The 20,891-nt window shown below is 70.9% G+C and carries 19 protein-coding genes; 12 read left to right on the top strand and 7 right to left on the bottom strand.

From position 1 onward, the window contains the following. Positions 1 to 75: 75 nt before the first annotated feature. On the bottom strand, positions 76 to 1,542 hold the full coding sequence (locus A3IC_RS69945; RefSeq protein WP_020548350.1) for an alkaline phosphatase family protein: 1,467 nt from the start codon (positions 1,540 to 1,542) through the stop codon (positions 76 to 78). A 63-nt stretch (positions 1,543 to 1,605) separates the two neighbouring features. Then, positions 1,606 to 2,802, bottom strand: a complete 1,197-nt coding sequence (locus A3IC_RS0101800; RefSeq protein WP_020548349.1) for a S8 family peptidase — start codon at positions 2,800 to 2,802, stop codon at positions 1,606 to 1,608. 219 nt (positions 2,803 to 3,021) lie between these two features. On the opposite strand from A3IC_RS0101800, the gene A3IC_RS0101795 reads away from it, so the two are divergent. The 3 genes from A3IC_RS0101795 to A3IC_RS0101785 all read left to right on the top strand — a co-directional run bounded on the left by A3IC_RS0101795 (position 3,022) and on the right by A3IC_RS0101785 (position 5,010). Next, on the top strand, positions 3,022 to 4,008 hold the full coding sequence (locus A3IC_RS0101795) for a helix-turn-helix domain-containing protein (RefSeq protein ID WP_020548348.1): 987 nt from the start codon (positions 3,022 to 3,024) through the stop codon (positions 4,006 to 4,008). A gap of 178 nt (positions 4,009 to 4,186) precedes the next feature. After that, positions 4,187 to 4,660 carry an SRPBCC domain-containing protein gene (locus tag A3IC_RS0101790; RefSeq protein WP_020548347.1) on the top strand — a complete coding sequence of 158 codons (474 nt, stop codon included), beginning with the start codon at positions 4,187 to 4,189 and terminating at the stop codon, positions 4,658 to 4,660. Beyond that, on the top strand, positions 4,657 to 5,010 hold the full coding sequence (locus tag A3IC_RS0101785; RefSeq protein ID WP_020548346.1) for an ArsR/SmtB family transcription factor: 354 nt from the start codon (positions 4,657 to 4,659) through the stop codon (positions 5,008 to 5,010). Before A3IC_RS0101790 ends, A3IC_RS0101785 begins: the two co-directional genes overlap by 4 nt. A 116-nt stretch (positions 5,011 to 5,126) precedes the next feature. On the opposite strand, the gene A3IC_RS51975 is transcribed toward A3IC_RS0101785, so the two are convergent. Both A3IC_RS51975 and A3IC_RS0101775 read right to left on the bottom strand, forming a co-directional pair. Next, positions 5,127 to 5,924, bottom strand: coding sequence for a hypothetical protein (locus A3IC_RS51975; protein WP_020548345.1), 798 nt, complete (start codon positions 5,922 to 5,924; stop codon positions 5,127 to 5,129). Positions 5,925 to 6,281: 357 nt separating this feature from the next. After that, complete coding sequence (locus A3IC_RS0101775) at positions 6,282 to 6,698, bottom strand: VOC family protein (RefSeq protein WP_020548344.1); 417 nt, start codon at positions 6,696 to 6,698, stop codon at positions 6,282 to 6,284. Positions 6,699 to 7,086: 388 nt separating this feature from the next. Between A3IC_RS0101775 and A3IC_RS0101770 the strand changes: the two genes are divergently transcribed. Both A3IC_RS0101770 and A3IC_RS0101765 read left to right on the top strand, forming a co-directional pair. Further along, a complete protein-coding gene (locus A3IC_RS0101770; RefSeq protein ID WP_020548343.1) occupies positions 7,087 to 7,722 on the top strand; it encodes a potassium channel family protein in 636 nt (211 codons plus the stop codon). 208 nt (positions 7,723 to 7,930) lie between these two features. Continuing rightward, positions 7,931 to 8,707: a tryptophan 2,3-dioxygenase gene (locus tag A3IC_RS0101765; RefSeq protein WP_020548342.1), complete on the top strand. Its 777-nt coding sequence runs from the start codon at positions 7,931 to 7,933 to the stop codon at positions 8,705 to 8,707. A 49-nt stretch (positions 8,708 to 8,756) separates the two neighbouring features. Here the strand turns inward: A3IC_RS0101765 and A3IC_RS0101760 are convergent, their stop codons facing one another. Continuing rightward, positions 8,757 to 11,132, bottom strand: a complete 2,376-nt coding sequence (locus A3IC_RS0101760) for an ABC transporter permease (RefSeq protein ID WP_020548341.1) — start codon at positions 11,130 to 11,132, stop codon at positions 8,757 to 8,759. Next, positions 11,129 to 11,821, bottom strand: coding sequence for an ABC transporter ATP-binding protein (locus tag A3IC_RS67210; RefSeq protein WP_020548340.1), 693 nt, complete (start codon positions 11,819 to 11,821; stop codon positions 11,129 to 11,131). Before A3IC_RS67210 ends, A3IC_RS0101760 begins: the two co-directional genes overlap by 4 nt. Positions 11,822 to 12,005: 184 nt before the next feature. Here A3IC_RS67210 and A3IC_RS51970 point away from each other — a divergent pair, with 184 nt between their 5' ends. The 6 genes from A3IC_RS51970 to A3IC_RS0101725 all read left to right on the top strand — a co-directional run bounded on the left by A3IC_RS51970 (position 12,006) and on the right by A3IC_RS0101725 (position 19,084). Further along, on the top strand, positions 12,006 to 13,340 hold the full coding sequence (locus tag A3IC_RS51970; RefSeq protein ID WP_020548339.1) for a sensor histidine kinase: 1,335 nt from the start codon (positions 12,006 to 12,008) through the stop codon (positions 13,338 to 13,340). Further along, positions 13,325 to 14,014, top strand: a complete 690-nt coding sequence (locus A3IC_RS0101745; RefSeq protein ID WP_020548338.1) for a response regulator — start codon at positions 13,325 to 13,327, stop codon at positions 14,012 to 14,014. The genes A3IC_RS51970 and A3IC_RS0101745 overlap by 16 nt, the downstream gene beginning before the upstream one ends. A 123-nt stretch (positions 14,015 to 14,137) precedes the next feature. After that, positions 14,138 to 14,458: an ATP-binding protein gene (locus A3IC_RS72900; RefSeq protein ID WP_191864153.1), complete on the top strand. Its 321-nt coding sequence runs from the start codon at positions 14,138 to 14,140 to the stop codon at positions 14,456 to 14,458. Next, a complete protein-coding gene (locus tag A3IC_RS0101735) occupies positions 14,455 to 15,120 on the top strand; it encodes a response regulator (protein ID WP_020548336.1) in 666 nt (221 codons plus the stop codon). The genes A3IC_RS72900 and A3IC_RS0101735 overlap by 4 nt, the downstream gene beginning before the upstream one ends. Before the next feature lie 278 nt (positions 15,121 to 15,398). Then, complete coding sequence (locus A3IC_RS0101730; RefSeq protein WP_020548335.1) at positions 15,399 to 17,582, top strand: MMPL family transporter; 2,184 nt, start codon at positions 15,399 to 15,401, stop codon at positions 17,580 to 17,582. Positions 17,583 to 17,848: 266 nt separating this feature from the next. Beyond that, positions 17,849 to 19,084 (top strand): MFS transporter, encoded by a 1,236-nt coding sequence (locus A3IC_RS0101725; RefSeq protein WP_020548334.1) that lies wholly within the window; start codon positions 17,849 to 17,851, stop codon positions 19,082 to 19,084. 28 nt (positions 19,085 to 19,112) lie between these two features. On the opposite strand, the gene A3IC_RS0101720 is transcribed toward A3IC_RS0101725, so the two are convergent. Further along, positions 19,113 to 19,712, bottom strand: coding sequence for a hypothetical protein (locus A3IC_RS0101720; RefSeq protein WP_245599115.1), 600 nt, complete (start codon positions 19,710 to 19,712; stop codon positions 19,113 to 19,115). A 383-nt stretch (positions 19,713 to 20,095) separates the two neighbouring features. Here A3IC_RS0101720 and A3IC_RS51965 point away from each other — a divergent pair, with 383 nt between their 5' ends. Next, positions 20,096 to 20,431 carry a histone-like nucleoid-structuring protein Lsr2 gene (locus tag A3IC_RS51965; protein ID WP_020548332.1) on the top strand — a complete coding sequence of 112 codons (336 nt, stop codon included), beginning with the start codon at positions 20,096 to 20,098 and terminating at the stop codon, positions 20,429 to 20,431. The last annotated feature ends 460 nt before the right edge of the window (positions 20,432 to 20,891 follow it).

The following is a 20,891-nucleotide window of genomic DNA, read 5'->3' as shown; positions in this document are numbered from 1 at the left end:
GGGAGGGGACGGGATCGACCCGGTGGCCACGATCGGGGCACGGCCACCGGGTCGATCGACTGTGGGTGGTGCGGCTCAGCCGGTGATCGTGACGTCGTCGACCTGGGCCTCGATGAGACTGGCCGTGCCGCTGTCGGCGGCCTCGATCTCCAGCCGGATCGTCCGACCCGAGAAGGCCGAGAGGTCGACCGTGGCGTTCTGCCACGCGCCGGCCACCTCGGTCGCCGAGCCGGTGCGCTCGAACACGGTGGTGGCTTGCGCACCGTCGATCACCCGGACGCGGATGTGGTCGTCCGCATCGGCGTTGTTCGCGTGGGCCAGGTTGTACGAGAACCGCAGGCTCGGTGCCGGCCCGCCCGCGGGCAGGGCGATCTCCGGCGAGCGCACCGAACTCACGCCCCCGTCGAGGTCGTTGGAGCTGTAGTCGGCACCTGCCCGGGCACCGGTGGACAATGCGCTGGTCCCGGACCCGGTGCTGCCCAACTGCTTGATCTGCTTGGGACCGTAGGTGGATCGTGTCTCGTCGGGATCACCCCGCTCCCAGGCCCCGGATGTGGCGGTGTCGGTGCCGGCGGAGTTCACCGTCCATCCCCGATCGGCCTCGAAGTCGTCGGCGAACAGCGTCGATCCGCCCGGGGTCGACCCGGACCAGGCGTCGGTGATCGGTGACTTGCGGGCCGCCTCGCCCAGCGCCGGCAGGCCGTGCATGTCCTCCAGCGTGCGCAGCACGCTGTAGTGGTTGATCGAGCCGGAGGACTGGTGATCGGCCTTGACGTGGTCGCCGACGAAGACGGTGTGGATCTGGTTGACCGAACGGAAGTCGTCCTCGTCGAAGGTGGTGATCAGCAGGCTGTTGTGGGTCTTGGCCCACTGCGCGTATCCGTCGAGATTGCGCTGCAGCCAGGTGTCGCCGGTGCCGGTCGGGCAGTCGTGCATGTCGTTGCACATGTCCGGCACCACGAACGACACGTCCGGCAGCTTGCTGTAGTCGGACGGGAAGGCCGAGAACGGTACGTGGGTGCTCGCCCCCGCGGTGTTCGCGAAACTGGCCCAGGGCGCGTGCTTGCGGCGGTACTTGCCGCTCTTGCAGTCCCGGGAGCCGGCCTTGGGCAGGCCCTCGGAGTACGCCTTGAACGTCTTGCCCGCCGCCGCGAGTTGTTGTCCGAGGTTGTCGCCGGTCAGGTTCGTACAGTCGTCGCCGGTCACACCGTGCTGCGAGCCGGAGAACAGCCCGATGTAGTTGGGCTGGCTGGGGTGGGTTATCCCGAACGAATTGGTGAACAACGTGCCTTGCCGGGCCAGGGAGTTGAAGTAGGGTGCCTTCGAACTTCCCTTGATGGATTCGTAGTTGGTGTTCTCGAAGAGCACGACCACCACGTGGTCGAACTTGGGTACGGACGACTCCGCGGCGGCGGGTGCGGCTGCCGGGTTCGCGGCGGAGTGCTCCTTCGCCTGTGCCGTGGGTGACAGCGCGGCGGCTCCGACGACCAGTACGGCCAATGCGGGGATGCCGAGCCTGGTCGGGATGCCTGTGATCCGCATCGGGGACCTCCTCATCGGGGGACGGGTTTCCATTGGGGGTGCGGCCGGTTCCGTGCCCTCGGCTCAACCACCGGTGTAGAGAAGGCGGTTGGGTGTACCCGAGTGGGCGTCGGAGATCAGGCCGGGGGTGGATTGCCGGATCAGGGCGCTTTCCACCTCGGCCGGGGTCGCCGTGGGGTGCTCGGACAACCACAGGGCGGCGGCGCCGGTCACGTGCGGTGCCGCCATCGAGGTTCCGGTCTTGGCCTTGGTCGCCGTGTCGGTGGAGTTCCAGGCCGACTTGATGCCGGTGCCCGGCGCGAACAGGTCGGTGCACGACCCGTAGTTCGAGTCGGAGCGGCGCCGGTCACCGGAGTCGGAGTTGTTCACCACGATCGCCTGCTCGACCGCGGCCGGCGCGTTCCGGCACGCGTCGGTGCCGTCGTTCCCGGACGAGACGACCCACGTGACACCGGACGCGATCGAGTTCTTGATCGCGGTCTCCTCGCTGGTGCTGCGGGAGCCGTTGATGCTCATGTTGACCACGGCCGGCTTCACCGCATGCGCGGTGATCCAGTCGGCGGCCGCGATGATGCTCGACTTGCTGGCACTGTCGTGGCAGTCCAGGACCCGCACCGACACCAGGCGCACACCCTTGGCCACCCCGTAGTCCCGGCCGCCGATGGTGCCGGCCACGTGCGTGCCGTGACCGAGACAGTCCTGGCCGTCGCGGCCGTCGCCGACCTCGTCGACGCCCACGCTCGCCCGTCCCTCGAACTGCTGGTGCGAGGTGCGGATCCCGCTGTCCAGGACGTACACCGTGACGTTGCTCGCGGTGTTCGCATATGTGTAGGCGTGATCGAGCGGCAGCTTGCGCTGATCCACCCGATCCAGACCCCAGGACGGCGGATCGGATTGAGTGGCCGATGCGGAGGCCCGCGCCTCGGTGTCCGGATCCACGTAGGCCACCCGTGGATCCGCCGCGATCCGATGCGCCTGCGCCGGACTCAGCTCCGCGGCGAACCCGGCGAGCGCCGTGCCGTAGGTGGCCCGGACGGTGCCGCCGTACGTCGTGACGATGCGGGCGGATTCCGCGCGGACCGTCTCCGGTGACGCCGCTTCGTCCTTGAGTACCACGATGTGCCGACCGGTGCCGGAAGCGGCCGCGGTACCGCCGGGAGCGGTCGACTGGGCCACGGCGTGGACGGGTGGCACGAGCAAGAGCGGAAGGACCACCGCCGCGGCGATGGCCGCGGTCGGCCTTCGGATGCGTATGCGCACAACTGCTCCCAGGGGGAGGAGGGGACGCCCCGGAACCCGGGGGTGCGCATGGTCTACTCCCGATCCGGCCCCTGCGGCGGCACACGATCGCCAGTGGCGGAATTGGGCACTCCGACCCAACCGGACGGCCGCGCTGCCATGCTGCCACCGGATCGGGCACCATGTCCGCGCCATGAAGGCATCGCCGCGGGCAGCAGCAGGCAGGCGAAAGGAACGAGCATGCGCGACGAGGATCTACCGAAACATCTGGGCCGACTCGGCCTTGCCGATCGCGAGGCCCTGGTCTACCGGGCGATGCTCGGTACGGGACCGACCGGGACGGCGAACCTGGCCGCCCGCCTGGGGCTGGACCTCGAGGACGTGGACAAGTCGGTGGCCCGCCTGGTCGAACTGGGCCTGGCCTCCGCCGCCGGACCCGCCCCGGCGGCGGTCACCCCCATCGAACCGAGCATCGGTATCGAACGCCTCGCGCACGTGCGTTCCGCCGAACTACGCCAGGCCCAACTGGCGGCGATCGACGCCTATCGCGGCTATCGGCGTTCGGTCCACCCGCAGGCCAGTACCGACGAAATGATCGAGGTGCTCACCGGGTCGCAGATCAAGGAGCGCATCCGCCTCGCCGAGGACACCGCGACCACCGAGGTGCTGCGCTTCGATTCGCCGCCGTACCACACCGGCGGCGTGTCCAACGAGGCCGAGGAGCGCAACCTCGAACACGGCGTCGCGTATCGGATCGTGTACTCGAAGTCCGCCGTGCAGAACGCTCATTACTACGCATGCAACATCAAGCCATGCATAGCCGCCGGCGAGCAGGCCCGGGTCCTGCCGACCGTGCCCGTGAAGCTGACCATCTTCGATCGGCGACTGGCCCTGGTGTCCATGTCGTTCGTCGAAGCCGACATCAACGACTCGCTGCTCATCGTGCGTTCGTCGAGTCTGCTCACCGCCCTGATCGGGCTGTTCGAGAGTTCGTGGCGGGCGGCCTTCCCGCTGTACCTGGGCGGTCGGGTGCCGCCGGCGCTGCGCCCGATCCACCGCCGCATCCTGGAACTGCTCGGCAGCGGTCTGACCGACGAGGCCATCGCCGAACTCCTGGGCATCAGCCGCCGCACGTTGTCGCGCAACCTGGAGCACCTCAACCGCAGCGCCGGCTCCACGACCCGCTTCCAACTGGCCCTGCACGCGGCCCGAAAGGGCTGGATCTGAGCCGGCGTCCGAACGGGCCGCCGCCCCACGACCGCGCGCCGCGGGGCGGCGGCCCGTTCGGACGGGGCCACCGGCGGCGAGGCGTGGGGATCGGCGTGTTCCGGTGGTGATCCCCGATCCGGGTGCAATCCTCGGGTTGCACTCGGTAAGCCGATGTGCAACTCTGGGGTTGCATCATATGGTGACGACGATGAAGGAGCACCTCGTGAGCGAGGACCGAATCGAACGCGAAACCCTGATCGAGGCGTCCCTGGAGCGGGTCTGGTCGCTGGTGGCCGAGCCCGGCTTCTGGGTCGCCGACAAGGCGAGCCTGCCCGGCACGGTGGCCAGGGAAGGCGAGACGATGATGGCGAAGAACCCGGAGTACGGCGACTTCCCGGTGCGGGTGGAGAAGGTCGAGCCGCCGACGTACCTGGCCTACCGCTGGGCCAGTGCGTTCCCCGGCCACGAACTGCGCGACGACAACAGCACGCTCGTGGAATTCACCCTGATCGCGGAGGGTGACAAGACGCGGCTTCGGGTGGTCGAGAGCGGGTTCGCGGCCCTGGCCGGATCCGAGGAACTGCGCGGCAAGGCGGTGCGCGACAACTCCGGCGGCTGGCCGCAGGAACTCGACGCCCTCAAGACCCGCGCCGAACAGGCGGCCGCGTGACGGACGAGCTCGGCGGCGTCGGCCGGGCGGTCGACGACGTCCTGGTCGCATTGGCCGACCCGACCCGCCGCCGGCTGCTCGACCTGCTCGCGGCACAGGGCGAGGCCACCGCGACGACGCTCGCGGAGCGACTGCCCGTCTCGCGGCAGGCGGTGGTCAAGCACCTCTCCGTCCTGGACGCGGCCGGGCTGGTGACCGGCGGCCGGATCGGTCGCGAAGTGCGGTACACGGTACGGCCCGCGGCACTGGACGCGACGGCGCGCTGGATGGCCTCGCTCGCGGCGGACTGGGACCGGCGGTTGGCGACGATCAAGCGGGTCGCCGAGGCGACGGAAGGCGACACTCCGTAGCGGGAGCGCGCACTTCGGCCGCCTTTGCCGCGCCGGCCGAATCGAGACGGTCGCGGGGCGGGCGGCGAAGGCGGTCGCAGGGCTCGCGGGCCGTACGCCCGGGCGTAACGAGCGGTTCAGCCGCCGAGTTCGGACCTGACCTTGTCGATCTGGCCGCGGACGAGGTGGTCCGGGAAGGTCGGCGCGGTCGTGGTGCCGTCCTCACCGCTTGCCCGCAACTGCACCACGGTCGTGCCGACTCGGGCGATGGCCTGGGTGAACGGCGCGGTGGCGCCCTGGACCCGCAACATCGAGGAGATCTCGATGCTGCCGGGACCGTAGGCATCGATTCGGACGTCGAGCACCTGGTATTCGACCGTGCCGGCGTCGATCCGGAAGGTGAACCGCTTGCAGCTCTTGGCGGCTGCGATGTAGGTGGTCCACTGACTGTCGAGCAGGTCGGATCGGAAACTGCTCAGCACGACATCCGTGTCGGGCTGGACCACCCCTTGCGGGTCGGTGCCGCCGACGAGGTCGCGTTCGATCGTGGCGACGCTGGTCCGGCGCTGACCCACCAGCGGCTGACACCGGGGATCGGAAACGGTCGGGATCTCGCTCTGCTCGGGGTCGACGGTCTCCTTGACGGTCAATCCGGCCGGGAGTTCCTGGGCGTTCAGCAGCGCGGCGGTCAACTGCGCCTTGGTGGCCGGTGCCTTGGCCTGTGGTGCCTTCGGGTCCGCGGACGTGTCGACGGACTTGTCGGTGGGCGGCTCGGCGTCGCCGGGCTTGCCCGACCGGGTCGCACCCGCCTTCGGGTTCGCCTTGTCGGCGTCGCCGGTGTCGGACTCGCAGGCGCTGAGCCCCGCGACCAGGACGAGCGCGGTGAGCGGCAGCGCGACGCGGCGGATGGATCGACGGACTACGCGCGTGGACATAACGGAGTTTTGCACCGTGTTCCCCCCGGATTCGGTGTATGAACGAAGACGGGCCGCGAACCTCGTCCCCCCGGACCGATCCACGTGCGAAACGCCCTGCGGCGGCCCGTCGTCCCAGGAAACTAGCCGCCGTCGCGGACCGCGCGTTCCGCTGTTACCGCTTCCGCACAGATCCGGGACCCTACTCGGAAAGTGTCACCGCTTGATCATCCGCCGTCGCCACAACGGATCGATCGGCACGCCGAGTGTCGCCGGGCGGACGGCGTGCGGAGGCCGGGTGCCGACCGCGCGGACCCGAGTCCGGCGATTGCGCCGGCCCGGCCGGGGGCGGGCTCGTCGCCTGCCCCCGGTGGTCGGCTACGGGCGGACGTAGGGCCGGGTCATGATCTCCATGTTGTGGCCGCTCGGATCCTCGAAGTACGCACCGCGGCCGCCGAAGAGGTCGTTGATCGCGCCCGGCCGGGTGTGGTGCGGGTCGGCGTAGTAGGTGACGCCGAGCGCCTTGAGGCGGGCGATCATGCCGTCGAACTGCCCGTCCGGTACCAGGAACGCGTAGTGCTGGGACTGGATCGGTTCGTCGCGCTTCTCGTAGTAGTCGAGTGTCACGCCGTTGCCGAGTTCGATGGGCACGAACGGCCCGAACGGGGTGCCGACCTCCAGGCCCAGGATCGTGGCGAAGAACTCGGCCGCCGACCGCCGATCCTTGGCGTAGATGGCGGTGTGGTTCAACTGCACGCCGGATATCGGCGGTTGCGGTTGCTGGTCGTGCGTCATCGGTGGAAGCCTCTCCAGGTCTCGAATCCGTGCGGGACGGGCGCCGCAGATGGGCGCCGGATGCGAGGAAACGGAGAGGGAAGGGCGGGGCTCTGGCCCGCCTCGGACTCACGCCGAGGCCGGGCGCCCCACTCGTGAATGGCCCATGGCCGACCCGGCAGTCACCCGAGCGAGGCTAGCGCCGGCGCCGACCGGCGGCAACCAGGGGGTCCTCGGCGGCGTTCGGGTGGCCGGAGTACCTCACCAAGGCATCGGCGAAACCCTGGACCGGAATGAGCGCACGCCACACCGGATGATTCATCCCGGTTTGCCGCACATGCGAGCTACAGTGACCCCGAGGAGGCGGATCTTTGCATCGGACCAGTCGCCCGGAGATCCGACGTCGACGTTGCGAAGAACGCTGTTCGCCACCAAGGATCCGGTCGGCCGACGGCGGATGGTGCTCGCTCTGTTGCGCGGCGCGCTGAGCGCCACCCTGCTGCTGGTCCTGTACTACGTCCTTCCGTTGGACCGCCGTCTCGACCTCGTCGCCGAGGTCGGACTCATCGTCGGGCTGCTCGCGTTCGTCGCCCTCGTGGCCTGGCAGATCGATGCGATCATGCGCGCCGACCGGCCGCGACTGCAGGCCGTCGAGGCGCTGTCGGTCTCGCTGCCCTTTCTTCTGGTGCTCTTCGCCGCGACGTACTTTTTGATCGGATCGGACCGCGTGGACGCCTTCACCGAACCGATGAACCGTACCGACGCGCTCTACTTCACGATCACCGTCTTCTCGACCGTCGGCTTCGGCGACATCGCGCCGACGTCCGAGACCGCGCGCGTGGTGGCCATGATCCAGATGCTGGTGGACCTCGTCGCGCTGGGCGTGATCGGACGGGTCGTCCTGGGCGCCGTTCGGATCGGCCTGCGCAGACGGTCGAGCGAGTCCGGTGCCACATCCGCATCCGGAGCCGATCCCGCGGGCGCCCCCGGTCCCGACGCCGCTCCCGACACCGACCCGCCGTGGGCGCCCGGATCCGGCGGCTAGATCCACCGTCGAGCGGCCACCGCACGGCCACCGTTCGGCCGGTTCACGAACGTAAACAAGACCACGCCGAACGCGTCGCGATCATTACATCCACCGGGCCTGCTTCCGTGCGTCGGCCATTCCGGAAAGGGCTCGACCGGCACAGGATGGTGCCCGTCGTTTCCGGCCCGTCGGAACGGTGAAAAGCCCGCAAGGAGAGGAAGCGACGATGAGCGACGCCCCGGTCGTCACGTACGGAAGTTATCTGCGCCTGGACACGCTGTTGTCCTGCCAGGAGCCGAGGACCGAAGCACACGACGAGATGTTGTTCGTCGTCATCCACCAGGTCTACGAGCTGTGGTTCAAGCAGATCCTGCACGAGGTCGCACTGCTCCAGCGACAACTGGAGAGCGGCAACGGCGCGGGCGCGCTGCACACGGCGCGGCGGGTCGCCAAGATCCTGAAGACCGTCGTCGGCCAGTTGGACGTCCTGGAGACCATGACGCCCCGGCAGTTCGCCTCCTTCCGCGACGCGCTCGGCACCTCCAGCGGGTTCCAGTCGGCGCAGTTCCGCGAGTTGGAAGCCGTGCTCGGGCGACGCGAGTTCGGCGGCTACGAGACCGGTGAGGACGAGGGGCTCAAGGCCGCCGCACACCGCCCGTCCGTGTTCGACTCGCTGCTGCGACACCTCGCGGGGCTGGGATACGCGGTTCCCGAGCGGGTCCTGGAGCGCGACACGAGTACCGTGTGGCGACCCGACCCGGACGTCCAGGAAGCCCTCAAGGCCGTCTACATCGACGAGACCGGACACGGGGCGCAGGTCTGCGAGGCCCTCGTCGACATCGACGAGGGCCTCCAGGAGTGGCGCTACCGACACATGAAGATGGTCGAGCGCACCATCGGTGCCAAGATCGGCACGGGCGGCTCGGCCGGCGCCGCGTATCTGCGCTCCACCCTGTTCTCTCCGGTCTTCCCGGACCTGTGGGAGGTCAGGTCGCAGGCCTGAGCCGCACGCGCCGGCCGGGGCCGGGCCGCCGCGCGCCGCCCATAGCGGGTCACTCCGTGCGCAGGGCCGTCGCGGTGCGTGCCCGAGCCGCCCAGCCCGCCGGAACGGCCGCGCCCAGGACCGCGATCACCATGCCCGCGAGTCCCAGCAGGAGCAGTTCCGGCGTGCTGTACACATCGAGGATGCTCGGCGGCAGGTTGGTGCCGGCGGCATGTCCCATCACCGGCAGCACATAGGCGTGCAGTGCGAATCCGGCGGGCACGCCGATCAGCCCGCCGAGCAGACCGATGCCGGCCACCGAGGCGAAGACCAGGCTCAGGGTCTGCCTCGGCGTCATGCCCACGGCCTTGCACACTCCGATGTCGTGGACCCGCTCGCGGGTGTCCAGGACCACCGAATTGAGCACACCCAGCGCCGCCACGGCGACCAGCATCAGGGTGAGCAGGACGGCCATCGCATCCAGGACCAGGATCAGGCCCTCGGCCTCCGAAGCGGAGTCGACCAGCACCTCGCCGCCCAACGGGCGCAACACCGAGCCCAGTTGCCGGGCGTACTCGGCGGGCTGCACGCCCGATTTCGGCTCGACCAGGTACACGTCGGGGCGGGCGGCGGCGAAGCCGGCGAGGTCCGCGTGGATGCGCTTGCCGTCGTCCGAGGTGTCGAACGCCTCGCCGACGATCCGAAGCGTCTGCGTGTCGCCCTGGTACGTCACCCGCACCGTGTCGCCGATCCGGGTGCCGGTGCGGTCCAGGAAACGGGTGGGTACCACGGCCTCCCCGGGACCGCCGAGCCAGCGCCCGGAGATCATCTCGTAGCTGCCGGAGCGCGAATCGCCCTGATACAGGGTCGCCCGGACCGAACCGGCGATGCCGGCCACGGTGACCTCCGTCTGGGCCAGGCCGTAGTACGAGGCGGTGCCCGGCTGCGCCTCGATCGCGGCGCGGACCCGGGCCGGATCGACGGCGGGCCCGGTGGTGCCGCCCTCCCCGTCGCGCGGCCCACCCGGTTCACCGGGCCCGCCGTGCGCGATATTGCCGATGACGGTGATCGCGGCGCGGTCCTCCGGATCCTGCGCCCTTCCGACCGCGTTCAGGGACGACGTCAGCCCCACCGCGAAGGTTGCCGCGACCGTGCCGAAGGCCACCGCGAGCAACATCGCGACCATCCGCACCGGATGCGCGAACGGACTCGCGAGCCCGTACGTCACCGCGCGCGGCAACGGCAGCCTGCCGGCCGCGCGGTGCGCCCACTGGCCCCGCCCGGTGCGCGGCGCCCGGCCGATCGCGATGGCCTCGACCGTGCGCAGCCGACCGGCCCGCAGCGCCGGCACCAGCGCCGCGACCGCGACGATGAGCAACACGGCGGCGGGCACCACGACATCCACCCACCAGGCCACCGACAGCGAGGTGTCCCCGTATACCTGCTCGGTGTCCGCCAGCAGCGGCAGCGCCATCAGGTTGCCCAGCGGCACGCCCAGTGCGATGCCGACGGTGGCCGGGATCAACGCCTGGGCCACATAGGCGCGGACCACCTCGCGCGGGGTGAAGCCGATCGCCTTGAGGATGCCGATCCGACGCAGTCCGGTGCCGACCGCGCCGCTGACCACGCTGCCGACGATGATCACCGACATCGCGATGCCGAGTGCCCCGAACGCCATCAGGAACGGGATGGTCGGCGCGGCGTTCCGGTCGGCGGAGCGCTTGGTGTCCAGGTACGACTGGCTGCCCAGCAGTGCGCCTGCGGGGACCGCCGCCGTGAGGCGAGCCCGGGCGGCGGCGATGTCGCCCCCGGTGCCCGCCGCGGCGAAGCGGTAGAGCATCTGCGTGGTGAGCGGGCCGGCCGCCGAACCCAACGCGGTGACCTGCTCGGGCGTGGCCCACGCGTCGGCGGTCCGGCTCGCGGACATGGCGATCCCCACGATGGTCAGGGTCGGCGCGTCGGCGGCATCGGATCCGCGCAGCGTGGCGCCGAGTTCGATGTCGGGGCCGGTGAAGGCGGCGGACAGCACGATCTCGCCCGGGCGGGTCGCCCATCGGCCGGACCTCAGGTCCAAGTCGTCCACGTCGGCCTCCGGCCCGGACCGCCCGACCAGGGTCAGCGCCGGCGGATGCCCGCCGTTGCGGTCCACCGGACGGATCGTCGTCGCCGGGAACGGTCCCGCGGTCGCGGTGACCCCGCCGGCTCGCCGGGTCGCGTCCAGCCGCGCCGTACTCACCGCGTCCGGGTCGAACTCCACGCTCAGGTGCGCGCCGTGCTGGTGCGCGAAGGCATGGTCGAAGGGCGCGCTCGCGGCGACCATGAGCGATCCGGCGACCACGGCCGAGGCCACGGCCATCATGGTGGCGAGCGCGACCACCAGGGTCTGCACCCGCCGTCGACCCACTCCGGAGCGCACCACCCGCCCCAGCGCGCCGGTGCCTCTCATCGCAGGGCCTCCGCACTCGTGTCGAGCGAAAGGTGCCCGTCCACCAGATGGATCGTGCGGCTCGCACACGCCCGGGCCAGCGCCAGGTCGTGGGTGACCAGCACGATGGTCTGCCCATCCCGGTGCAGATTCACCAGCAACTCCCGTACGTCGTGCCCCGATGCGGTGTCCAGTGCACCGGTCGGCTCGTCGGCGAGCAGCAGCGCGGGCCGATTCACCAGGGCCCGGGCCACCGCGACCCGCTGGCGTTCGCCGCCGGACAACCGGCCCGGGTAGGCGCCGGCATGCCGCCCGATGCCCAGTACCTCCATCAGTTCGCCCGCGCGGGCCGCCGCCTTGCGTCGGGAGGTACCGGTCAATTGCGCGGGAAGCCGGATGTTGTCCTCGACCGTGAGGTCGTCCAGCAGATTGAAGAACTGGAAGACCATGCCGATGTGTTCGCGACGGAAGTGGGCCAGCGCGTGCTCGCTCAGTCCGTCGATGCGCCGCCCGGCCACGGTCACCGTGCCCTCGGTCGGCCGGTCCAGGCCGGCGACCAGGTTGAGCAGCGTGGACTTGCCGCTGCCGGAGGGGCCGGTGATCGCGAGCGCCTCGCCCCGGGCGACGCCGAGGTCGAGCGGTCCGAGCGCGGGCGCGCCGGCGCTGTCGTAGCGCTTGGCCACGCCCGCCAGTTCGATCACGTGGGTCATGGGATGCATCCGTCCTTGGGGTCGAGAGGGGCCGTTTCCGTGCCGGCCCAGCGAACGTAGGGGCGGCAGCCGACCGGGCGCGTCGGCCGGCCAACCGACATTCGGCCCTTCCAGCGGAGGACCCGGACGCGGGGTCATCCCTGCGAAGTACGCCGCAGAGACCGGGCCTTGGTCGGGCAGGCGGATGCGGTCCGAGGTGGGCCGGTCGCACAATGAACCGGTGGATACGCAAGAGGACCCGGCGACCCGGCGCGGGTGGCGGGCGCGACTGGCGATCGTGTTGGGCCCGGACGCGGAGCAGGCCCCGCTCCCACGCCGTGCGGTGCGCGCCGACGCGGTGTTGGCGATCGCGCTGACCGTGCTCGCCCTGATCGTGGCGGCTCGGTATCCCGACAGTGGGCCGGTCCAGGACGCGCGGCGGGCCGACCCCTTCGGGCCTCCGGTGCCTCCGCCGCCGCGGGAGATCTGGATGCCGGAGGAACGTTCGGCCGTGCCCTGGCCGTTCGTGGTGCTCTCCGCACTGCCGCTGGCGGTGCGCCGTCGTCACCCGCTGGCCGCGTTCGCCGCGGTGTTGTGCGCGGGGGTGGCCATCGGTGAGGACGACGCGTCCTGGATCAACGTGCTGACGTGCGTGATCGGCGCCTACAGTGCCGTCGTCTACAGCCCCTACCGGGTGCGTGCGCTCTCGGTTTTGGCGGGCGCCGCGGTGCTGGCCGGCGTCGCGTTTCGGGACTCGGCCCCGATTCTCCCGGGCTGGTCGAGCCCGGGATTCGTGTTGCTGGTCGCGGGGGCGATGGCCGGGCTGGTGCTGTTCCGGCGACGGGAGTTGGCCACGAGCCGGGATCGGTACACCCGGCTTCAGCAGGCCCAACACGAGGCCATGCGCCGGGCCGTCGAGGAGGAACGGTCCCGGATCGCCGCCGAACTGCACGACGTCGTGACGCACAATGTCAGCGTGATGGTGATCCAGGCGGGAGCGGCGCGCAAGGTGATGGACGCGGCGCCGGAACGCTCGAAGGAGGCGCTGCTCGCGGTCGAGGCCGGCGGGCGGGCGGCGATGGCCGAACTGCGCCACGTGATGGGGCTGCTCGCCGCCGCGGACCACGAGCGCCCCGACGACCTCGAACCCCAGCCCGGCCTCGACCGGTTGGACGAGCTGATCGAGCGGGTACGCGCGGCCGGGACGCCGGTGCGCGTCGCGATGTCGTTGCCGCCGGACCCCCTGCCGCCCGGGGTGGACCTGGCGGCCTATCGGGTCGTCCAGGAGGCGCTGACCAACACCATCAAGCACGCGCCCGGCGCGGCCGCGAGCGTCGTCCTCGGCTACGCCGACGACTGCCTGGAGATCGAGGTCACCGATACCGGCGGTGCGCGCGGCGGCCGGACGATGGACGGCAACGGCCGCGGGCTGATCGGCCTGCGCGAGCGGTTGGCGGTCTACGGTGGCGAGTTGACCACCGGCCCGACGCTGACGGGCGGGTATCGGATCCGGGCCCGAGTCCCGTGGCGGACGGCGTGAACCGGCCGGCGCTGCGTGTGGTGATCGCCGACGACCAGGCGCTGGTGCGGACCGGCTTCGGGATGATCCTGGCCTCGGACGGCATCGAGGTGGCGGCCGAGGCGGCCAACGGCACCGAGGCGATCGCCGCGGTGCGGCGCACCAGGCCCGACGTGGTGCTCATGGACATCCGCATGCCGCAGATGGACGGCATCGAGGCCACCCGGCGCATCCTGGCCGACGGCGGCGCGGCCGGCACCCGGGTGATCATCCTGACCACGTACGACCTGGACCACTACGTCTACGCCGCGCTCACTGCCGGAGCCAGCGGCTTCCTGCTCAAGGACGTCACACCCGAGCAACTGGTCGCCGCGGTGTGCCTGGTCCAGGCCGGTGACGCCCTGCTCGCGCCGACCATCACCCGCCGGCTGATCGAGCGCTTCGCGCACCGCGACGAGCCGCGCGCGGCACCACCGCGCGACCTGTCCGAGCTGACGCCGCGCGAGCTGGAGGTGCTCCGGCTGCTCGCGACCGGCCTCAGCAACGCCGAGCTCGCGGAGCGCCTGTCGCTGAGCCCGACCACGGTCAAGACGCACATCGGCCGCATCCTGTCGAAACTGAACCTGCGCGACCGGGTGCAGGCGGTGGTGCTCGCCTACGAAACGGGGTTGATCGCACCGGGCGGCTGCGCCTAGGGCGGGGCGCGCCTGGCGTTTCGCGTGGAGGGCTTTGCCGGGTCGCCGGGCGAGGCCGCCCCGGATCACACAACCCGCCCGGCTCCGGCGGCGCCGACCCGGTCGCCCCCTATGCTGCCGATCATGGGTAGCGTTTCGCGAATACCCGCGTGGGTGCGCGGTCGCGCTTCGGACGCGTCGTTCACCGCGGTCGTCGGTGCGTTCGTGGTCGTGTTCACGATCGTGGACATGGCGCCGATGGACAACACGGACATGCTGGGCCTGGTGCCGGTCGTCGGCGCGTCGGGCGAACCCGCCGGGCCCGGCGGCGGTGCCGGCAGCGGCGTCGCGGGCATGGGTGAGCGGGCCCGGGCGCTGGGCGGGGAGTTCACCGCCGGGGCGCGGCCGGGTGGCGGGTACCGGGTCAGCGCATCGCTGCCGCTGCGCCGGGAGGGAGCGGCGTGATCCGGGTGCTGCTCGCGGACGATCAGGCGCTGGTCCGGGCCGGCCTGCGCTGGATCCTGGACAACGAGGACGACATCGGCGTGGTCGGCGAGGCCGTCGACGGCGCGGAGGCGGTTCGGCTCGCGGGCGAACTGCTCCCGGACGTCGTGCTGATGGACATCCGCATGCCGCGCCTGGACGGTCTGGAGGCGGCCCGTCGGATCATCGCCGACCCGCGCTCGGCCGAGGTCCGGGTGGTCATCCTGACCACGTTCGACCTGGACGAGTACGTGTACGGCGCTCTGCGTGCGGGTGCGAGCGGATTCCTGGTCAAGGACACCGAACCGGTCGAACTGATCCACGGTGTACGGGTGGTGGCGCGCGGCGACGCGCTGATCTCGCCCACGATCACGCGCCGGCTGATCGCCGAATTCGCCGGCCGGGTCGCACCGCCGGAACCCGACCCGCGCGTGGGGGCGTTGACCGATCGCGAACGCGAGGTGATGGTGCTGGTCGCGGCCGGGCTGTCCAACGACGAGATCGCGGCGCGGCTCGGGCTGAGCCCGGCGACGGCCAAGACGCACGTGAGCCGGATCATGACCAAGACCGAGGTTCGCGACCGGGCCCAACTGGTCGTGCTGGCCTACGAGTCGGGGATGGTGACGCCCGGCTGGTCGAGCTGACCCCGCTCCGGAGCGGTCACGGGGCCGGTCGGGGCGCCGATGGGGACGGCGCGGGGGCGGACGGGGCGGTTCGGCGGTGGTTCGGTGGCGGTTCGGCGGCGACCCACAACCGGGGGTGTACGGCGGTCGCAACCGTGGGGGTATCCGCCGACGCGGCGGGCCCACCGGGGGCGTCCGCCCACACCGTGCCTGGGCAGGACGTTCGGCGGCGATCCCACCGAGAGGCTTGTGGACGAGCGACACCACGTCCCCAAGTCCTCCGGCGGAACGAGCACGTCATGTCCGAGACCCCGGTTCCACATCCCTCGCCCGGCGTCGTCGCCGACCCGTCGCCTCCGCCACGCACCCACCGCCCGAGCGTGTTCGAGCGCATCGCGAGCTGGGCCCACCGCCGCCGCAAGGTGGCCCTGCTGGTGTGGGTCGCGGTGCTGATCTCGGTGAGCGGCATCGCGATGGTGATCGGCAGCGACTACCACAACGACTTCTCGCTCCCGGGCACCGAGTCGCAGCACGCCGCCGAATCGTTGAAGCGGCACGGCGCCACCCAGGCCGGCGACAGCGTGCAGATCGTCCTGCACGACAAGACACCGGTGTCCGCGCCGGCGACCCGCGACCGGGTCGAGCGCATGCTCGGCGCGGTGCGCGGCCTGCCGCACGTCGCGGAGGTGCGCAGCCCCTACGCCGACGCGGGCGCGGTGTCCCACGACGAACTGACCGCGTACGCGACGGTGACCCTGGACGGTGTGGGCACCGACGTACCCAAGGACGCGGTGCGCGAAATCATCGATATCGCGCAGGATGCCGAGACGAGCGATGCGACGCTGCGGGTGGAACTGGGCGGTGACCAGATCCGGGGCGCCCAGGAGGGCGGCGGCGGTGCGGCCGAGGGCGCGGGCATGCTCGGCGCGCTGATCGTGCTGGTGTTCCTGTTCGGGTCCCTGGTGGCCGCAGCCGTACCGCTGTTGACCGCGGTCTTCGCCGTCGGCAGCACCCTCGGCGTGGTGGTACTCGCATCGCACCTGGCCGACATCGCCGACTTCACGCCGCCGGTGATGCTGCTGGTGGGCCTGGGCGTCGGGGTGGACTACGCGCTGCTCATCTTCTCCCGCTACCGGGCCGAGCTGCTGCGCGGCGCGGACGCCGAACAGGCGACCCGGCGTGCCCTGGACACCGCCGGCCGGACCGTGTTCTTCGCGGCCTGCACGGTGATCATCGCGCTGCTCGGCCTGGTCACGCTGGGTCTGGGCTCGCTGCGCGGCGTCGCGCTCGCGGTCGCGCTGACCGTGCTGACCACCATGCTCGCGTCGCTGACCCTGCTGCCCGCACTGCTGGGCCTGTTCGGCAAGCGCATCAAGCGCAACGTGGAGCGGCGCGCGGCGAAGGCCAAGGTCGCCGAGGGCACCAGGTGGCGTGCGTGGGCCGCCTGGGTGCAGCGGCGTCCGTGGATCGCGCTGATCGTCCCGGTCGTCGCCCTGGTCGGGCTGAGCGCACCGGCGGTCGACATGCGCCTCGGCTTCGCCGACGCGGGCAACGACGCGGCGACCAAGACCAGTCGGCAGGCGTACGACCTGCTCGCGGACGGGTTCGGGCCCGGGTTCAACGGGCCGCTGTTCGTGGTCGTCGAGGGCGACGGCGGCGCGGCGGAGCGGACCCGGGCGACCCTCGAAGGCACGCCCGGCATCGCCGCGGTGAGCCCGATTCTTCCCTCCGGCGATCCGAGCGTGTCCACGGTGATCGCCTACCCGAAGTCCGCGCCCCAGGACGAGGAGACCACCCGGCTGGTCGAGCACCTGCGCGAGGACGTGATGCCCGCGGTGGAGCGCGGCACCGGCGCGACCGTCCTGGTCGGCGGCGGTACGGCCGCGGTCGAGGACTTCGCGGCCAAGGTGGCCGATCGACTGCCGCTGTTCGTGGCCATCGTGGTGGGCCTGTCGTTCGTCCTGCTCCTGCTGGTCTTCCGGTCGATCCTGGTACCGCTGAAGGCCGCGTTGCTCAACCTGCTCAGCATCGGCGCCGCGATGGGCGTGATCACGCTGGTCTTCCAGCACGGCATGTTCGGCGTGCAGGAGGGACCGATCGAGGCATTCATCCCGGTGATGATCTTCGCGATCGTCTTCGGGCTCTCGATGGACTACGAGGTCTTCCTGCTCGCCCGCATCCACGAGGAGTGGCAGCGCACGCGGGACGCCGCGCTCGCGGTTCGCGAAGGGCCGGCGAGCACGGGCCGGGTGATCACCGCCGCCGCGGCCATCATGATCGTGGTCTTCGGTGCCTTCGTACTGAGCGAGGACCGCATGCTCCAACAGTTCGGCCTGGGCCTGGCGGTGGCGATCCTGCTCGACGCGGTGGTGATCCGCTGTCTGATCGTGCCCGCGGTGATGCGTCTGCTCGGCCGCAAGGCGTGGTGGCTCCCGAACCCGCTGGACCGCGCCCTGCCGAAAATCGCCCTGGAACACGGCTGACCGCACGGCGACGCCCCCGGTGGTCGAAGACCACACCGCCGACGGCCACACGTCGACGACGCGGCGGTGCCGGCGAAGGAGCAGCTTCCTCCGCCGGCGCCGCCTCCACGCGCCCGCGTCCGACGGGGTCGCGCCGGTCGACCCGGTCCGTCGTTACCGCCACCGGCCCGCGCAATGTCCGCCAGACGCAAAAGGCTTGCTATTGCGAGTTGTATGCAACAAGGTTGCCCGGTTGTCATCGACCGTCGAGGACGCGGAGCCACACGATGCCCCACCTGCTGCCGGACGCCGGACCGCAACGCGTCATCGCGGCCGCCAATTTCGTCTACACCGTCGGCAGCGGCCTCTACCTGACCGCCGGGGTGCTGTACTTCACCGAGGACGTCCGTCTTTCGGCCGGCCTGGTGGGTCTCGGACTCGGCATCGCCGGCTTCGTCTCGCTCGCCGTGGGCATAGCCGCCGGCCACCTCGCGGACCGGTACGGCGCACGCGGTGTCTACGTGAGCACACTCGTCGTACGCGCGCTGGCCACGGCCGGCTTCCTGTGGGTGGACGGCTTCTGGCCGTTCGTTCTCGCGGTGGGCACGGCCACCGGGGCCCAGGCGGCCGGACTGGCCGCACGCAGTCCGTTGATCAGGCGCTACGGAGGGGACCGGCCACAGGAATTCCGCGCCTATCTCCGCGCCGTGACCAACATCGGCATCTCCCTCGGCGCCCTCCTGGCGGGCTGGGTCGTCCAAGTGGGCACCCATACCGCCTACCAACTGCTCGTCGTCGGCACCGCGACCGCCGTCGGGGCCGCCGCGGTGATCGTCGCCTTCGTGCCGGCGGTCACGGCCGAACCCACCGCCGAAGGCCCACGCTGGGTCGCGCTCCGAGACCACCCCTACCTTCTGCTCACCGCGCTGGACGGCGTCATGGCGATCCAGTTCAAGGTGCTCACCGTGGCCATTCCGCTCTGGCTGGTCGCGGCCACCACCGCCCCGCGCCGGCTCGTCTCGGGCACCATGCTGATCAATACCGTCATCGTGATCGCGTTCCAGGTACGGGCCAGTCGCGCCATCGATTCCCCGGCGGCCTGCGGGGGCGCCTACCGCCGATCCGGGATGACCTTCCTCGTCTCCTGCGCGCTGGTCTCGCTGTCCGCGGGCATTCCGGCATGGGCTGCCGTGACACTGCTGACGACCGCGGTGGTGATCCACACCATCGGCGAACTATGGCACTCCGCCGGGGGGTTCGAGTTGTCGTTCGCGCTCGCGCCGGAACACGCCACCGGCCAGTACCTCGGCGTGTTCGGCCTGGGAGCCGGTCTCGCCGAGGCCCTCGGCCCGGGCCTGCTCATCTCACTGTGCATCACCTGGGGCCGCCCCGGATGGTATGTCGTGGGAGCGCTGTTCGCCCTGACCGGCCTGGCGGTACCCTTCGCCGTCCGCTGGGCCGAGCGCCGGCAACTCGCCCGACCCGTGCGCATCGAGGCCGCGTGGAAGGAGTCGGCCGCCTGATCGCGCCCGTGCTCGGGTGTCGAGATCGTCAGTCCCGCGCGGTGTGGGTGAGGTGGTCGAGTACCAGTCGCCCGCGCGGTGAGATGCGGTAGCCGACGTCCAGGCTCTCGGTGAGACCGCGTTCCTTGAGCTTGCGTACGTCCGCCTTGAAGTGTGCCGTTTCCCGGCCGGCGCCGGCCGCCAGGTCGGGGGCGCGTACGGCCGGGTTGGCGTCGATCAGTTCCAGCATCGCGATGGTCCACGGACCGCGTCCGCCGCGCGCGTCCAGACGGCGCAGTCCCGCGACGATCTCGTCGAGGTCGGCCGTCGACAGGTCGGTGTCCTCGCGCAGGCCCACCCGCGGATCCGGGCCGGTGAGGCGCAGGCCGATCCGGTACAACCGCCGGTCGTCCCCCGGGCGTTGGTCGGCCAGTAGTTCCGCCCGCCCGGGGTAGCCCGCGCGCTGTGCGTCCCGGTCCGAGACGTCGTCCTCCGATACGATCTCGACCACCCCGACCTCCAGCACGCCGACCTCGGTGCGCAGCGCGGTGCCGGGGCACACCGCCGGTCGGCGCCACCGCCGAAAGGCCAGGTCGACCTCGCCGGACGCGATTTTGGTCAGTACCTCGTGCCTGAACAACAATGCCAACTCCGGGTTCTGGAGATCGGAAGCCGGCCGGCCCGCCGGCTCCGATGTGGTGCCCGCACCGCAGGTACGGCACACCCTATGTCGATCGGATGGCCAGTCCGTGCCGAGAATCGCGACGATTTCCCCCGGAAGCGTGTGACGGGTGCCGGCAAATGCCAAGCTTCGGGATGTTCCCGGCGGCCGATCTTTCGCCGGTCGATGGCGAAGGCATAACCGTCTCCGTCTACCACAGGAACTCGTCCCATGCATTGAGTGCAACGCCGCAGAGGGCCTTCCGCGCGGGTGAGAGCCCGAGTCGTTATCCCGTTGTCGATTTTCAAGGAGGCCGGTGTTCGGGCTCTGGGTGTACGATCTCCCCGCTCCCAGGAAGGGGATTCTCAACAATGGCTCAGCGCGTAGTCACGCTCTACACCGATGACGTCACCGGCGAGACCGGCGAGGACATCGCGACCCACACTTTTGCGTTGGATGGCGTCACCTACGAGATCGACCTCGGCGAGGACACCTACCAGCAGTTGCTGGACAAGTTGGCTCCCTACTTCGGCGCCGCCCGCAAGACCGGTACCGCCGCCCGTCGTGGTCGCAAGGGAGCCCGTACCACCGGCCAGGGCCCGGACCCGGTGAAGGTCCGCGAATGGGCGAGGTCGCAAGGCATCGAGGTCAATGCGCGCGGTCGGGTACCTGCGGATCTCATCGAGAGGTACCAGGCCGCCCACTGACGGCCGGTAAGCGTCCGCGGGCTGCGCGGTGTTCGCGTCGGCCGCCCCGCGGTGGGGCTTTCCTGCGCGGGCCATGCCCGACATCGCACGGATACCACGACGACCCGGATACGACCACGACCCCGCAGGCGCTTGCGCAGGCGGGGTCGTTGTCCATCCCATGGGCCCGCACCGCGAGTGCGCGGACCGTCGCCCGCGCGGGAATCGCACCGAGCACCCGGGAGAGGAAGTCCGGCCGGGGCATTGGGCGCGACGAACTCGGCCTCTCCGCAAGCTATTCGCAGCCCGGCGCACCGCTGCCATTCCGGTAATTCGACGACTTTGGTTGCGTCTCGTCGCTGCTTTGTATCCATAAAGCGGCCGGCGCGACGACCGGATGAAAGTTGCCCGGCCGGTCGGATACCGTCCGGTTGTCCCCGGGTTGCCGCCCGGTCGTATGGTCGTGCCACCGCCCCGCGGT

It is taken from the genome of Embleya scabrispora DSM 41855 (genome assembly GCF_000372745.1).
Taxonomy (GTDB): Bacteria; Actinomycetota; Actinomycetes; order Streptomycetales; family Streptomycetaceae; genus Embleya; species Embleya scabrispora.
Note: the sequence above shows the minus strand (reverse complement) of the source record. Positions and strands in the feature narration are given on the sequence as shown.

Excerpts from the sequence above, each read along its gene's own strand:
- A3IC_RS0101795 (WP_020548348.1), top strand. The coding sequence starts at position 3,022 with ATGCGCGACGAGGATCTACCGAAACATCTGGGCCGACTCGGCCTTGCC.
- A3IC_RS69945 (WP_020548350.1), bottom strand. The coding sequence starts at position 1,542 with ATGCGGATCACAGGCATCCCGACCAGGCTCGGCATCCCCGCATTGGCC.
- A3IC_RS0101775 (WP_020548344.1), bottom strand. The coding sequence starts at position 6,698 with ATGACGCACGACCAGCAACCGCAACCGCCGATATCCGGCGTGCAGTTG.
- A3IC_RS51970 (WP_020548339.1), top strand. The coding sequence starts at position 12,006 with ATGCGGTCCGAGGTGGGCCGGTCGCACAATGAACCGGTGGATACGCAA.
- A3IC_RS0101765 (WP_020548342.1), top strand. The coding sequence starts at position 7,931 with ATGAGCGACGCCCCGGTCGTCACGTACGGAAGTTATCTGCGCCTGGAC.
- A3IC_RS51965 (WP_020548332.1), top strand. The coding sequence starts at position 20,096 with ATGGCTCAGCGCGTAGTCACGCTCTACACCGATGACGTCACCGGCGAG.
- A3IC_RS72900 (WP_191864153.1), top strand. The coding sequence starts at position 14,138 with ATGGGTAGCGTTTCGCGAATACCCGCGTGGGTGCGCGGTCGCGCTTCG.
- A3IC_RS0101725 (WP_020548334.1), top strand. The coding sequence starts at position 17,849 with ATGCCCCACCTGCTGCCGGACGCCGGACCGCAACGCGTCATCGCGGCC.
- A3IC_RS0101760 (WP_020548341.1), bottom strand. The coding sequence starts at position 11,132 with ATGAGAGGCACCGGCGCGCTGGGGCGGGTGGTGCGCTCCGGAGTGGGT.
- A3IC_RS0101730 (WP_020548335.1), top strand. The coding sequence starts at position 15,399 with ATGTCCGAGACCCCGGTTCCACATCCCTCGCCCGGCGTCGTCGCCGAC.
- A3IC_RS0101790 (WP_020548347.1), top strand. The coding sequence starts at position 4,187 with ATGGTGACGACGATGAAGGAGCACCTCGTGAGCGAGGACCGAATCGAA.
- A3IC_RS51975 (WP_020548345.1), bottom strand. The coding sequence starts at position 5,924 with ATGTCCACGCGCGTAGTCCGTCGATCCATCCGCCGCGTCGCGCTGCCG.
- A3IC_RS67210 (WP_020548340.1), bottom strand. The coding sequence starts at position 11,821 with ATGACCCACGTGATCGAACTGGCGGGCGTGGCCAAGCGCTACGACAGC.